The 1596-nt window shown below is 73.9% G+C and carries 2 protein-coding genes; both read right to left on the reverse strand.

Annotated features, from left to right (window positions below; translation table 11 throughout):
* Window positions 1-116: 116 nt before the first annotated feature.
* Complete coding sequence (locus GTY47_RS27230) at window positions 117-407, reverse strand: zf-TFIIB domain-containing protein (RefSeq protein ID WP_078602932.1); 291 nt, start codon at window positions 405-407, stop codon at window positions 117-119.
* A gap of 79 nt (window positions 408-486) precedes the next feature.
* Window positions 487-1428, reverse strand: coding sequence for an aminoglycoside phosphotransferase family protein (locus tag GTY47_RS27235; protein ID WP_010045132.1), 942 nt, complete (start codon window positions 1426-1428; stop codon window positions 487-489).
* Window positions 1429-1596 lie beyond the last annotated feature (168 nt).

Here is a 1596-nt window from a genome sequence, read left to right on the forward strand (position 1 = left end):
GACACGGAAGAGGTCACTGGTTCAATCCCAGTATCGTCCACACCACACCGGAGCCCCGGCCGTACGCATCGGCCGGGGCTTCGTCGTGTCGCGACCGTCGTGCCGCGACGCTCGTGTCAGGACGAGAACAGCATGTGGCCGAAGCTCTTCTGTCGGTGGTGACCGTGGTGGCCATGGTGTCCGTGGCCGCCGTGCGGGGCGCCCCAGGCGGGGGCCGGTGGGGCGGGGTAGGCCTGCGGGGCCGGCGGAGGCGGCGGCGCCGGCTGGGACCACTGGGCCTCCAGGCGCGTCAGCGACTCCAGCTCGCCGTAGTCGAGAAAGATCCCGCGGCAGCCGCTGCACTGCTCGATCTGGACACCGTTGCGGTTGTACGTGTGCATCGGCGCATGGCACTTCGGACACTGCATGCTGGTTCAACTCCTCGCCGGTCGGTCCTGCTTACCGTGTCGCCAGGACAGACTCTGTCCGGCTGTGGTCGGTTGCACCCTACTTCGCGTGCTCCTGCGTCAACTGCGGCGGGACGGTGGCCATTCGGTCACAGGCGTCCACGACCGACTGCTCCACCTCGTCCAGGGGGCGATCGGCCGCGACCGCTTTGGCGACGGCCCGGGCCGCGGTCTGCACGGTGAGGGCGCGGGCGGGGACGTCCAGGGTGGGCCAGGGATCGCCGTCGGCCGGGACTGCGGGGCCGCCCTCGGCGCGGTAGGCCGCCAGGAACCGGGCCCATTCGCCGGGCGGGAGCAGTCCGCAGGCGTACCAGGCGGCGGGGCGGGCGAGATCCCAGGCCGGGACACCGACACCGAGGTCGTCCACGTCGATCAGCAGCCAGGGGCCTTCGGGGGCGGGATGGCGTACGAGCTGGCCGAGGTGGAGGTCGCCGTGGCACAAGGTGCCGGTATGCGGCATCGGGGCCTCGGCCCGGGCCCAGGCGGGGAGGGTGCCCCAGGCGCGCAGGACGGGGGGCGCGGCGGGGTGCGGGCCGGCGTCCCGGAGCCGGGCGATGGCGTGGGCCGCCTTGGCGGGGCCTCGCATGGTGGGCGTCTCCGGCGGGGCCGGGGTGCGGTGCAGTCGGGCGAGGAGGGTGGCGGCGGCCTCCCAGGGGGCGGCGTCGGGGGTTTTCGGGTCGACCGGGGTCCCGTACGGCCAGAACGTCACGAGGCGGCCGTGCAGGTCGGCCGGGGCCGGGGCGAGTGGGGGCAGGAGGATGCCGGGGTGGCGGGTGGCGAGGGTGAGACGGGTGGTCAGTTCCCTGGGGTCGGCCTCTTCGGGGTGGGCCTTCGCGACGGTGTCCGCGTGCCGTACGACGATGCCGTCGGGGTGGTCCGCGAGGGTGGCTGCGCCGCAGGGGCAAGCCGGGGAGCGTGCGTGAGCGGTGGCTCGGGCCTTGGCGGTGAGCTGCTGTATGAGCAGGGCGGGGGCGGAGTTCACTGGGCTCCCGGGGTGTGGGCGTCGGGGCGAGAGTACGCGCAGGTGAGGCCGGGCTTTAAGGCGCTGTGCTTCAAGTGCTCGTGTTGTCGCTGAGGCCGGGTGGTCCGCGGGCCGGCGGAGCGGGGCGCCTGCCCCAAGCTCTCGGCTTCGCTCGAGCAGGGGCCCAAG

Origin of the sequence: Streptomyces sp. SID5464 (genome assembly GCF_009862985.1) — a bacterium.
Taxonomy (GTDB): Bacteria; Actinomycetota; Actinomycetes; order Streptomycetales; family Streptomycetaceae; genus Streptomyces; species Streptomyces chartreusis_D.

What these genes read in the sequence shown, in the direction of transcription:
- GTY47_RS27230 (WP_078602932.1), bottom strand. Translation starts at nt 407, where the DNA reads ATGCAGTGTCCGAAGTGCCATGCGCCGATGCACACGTACAACCGCAAC.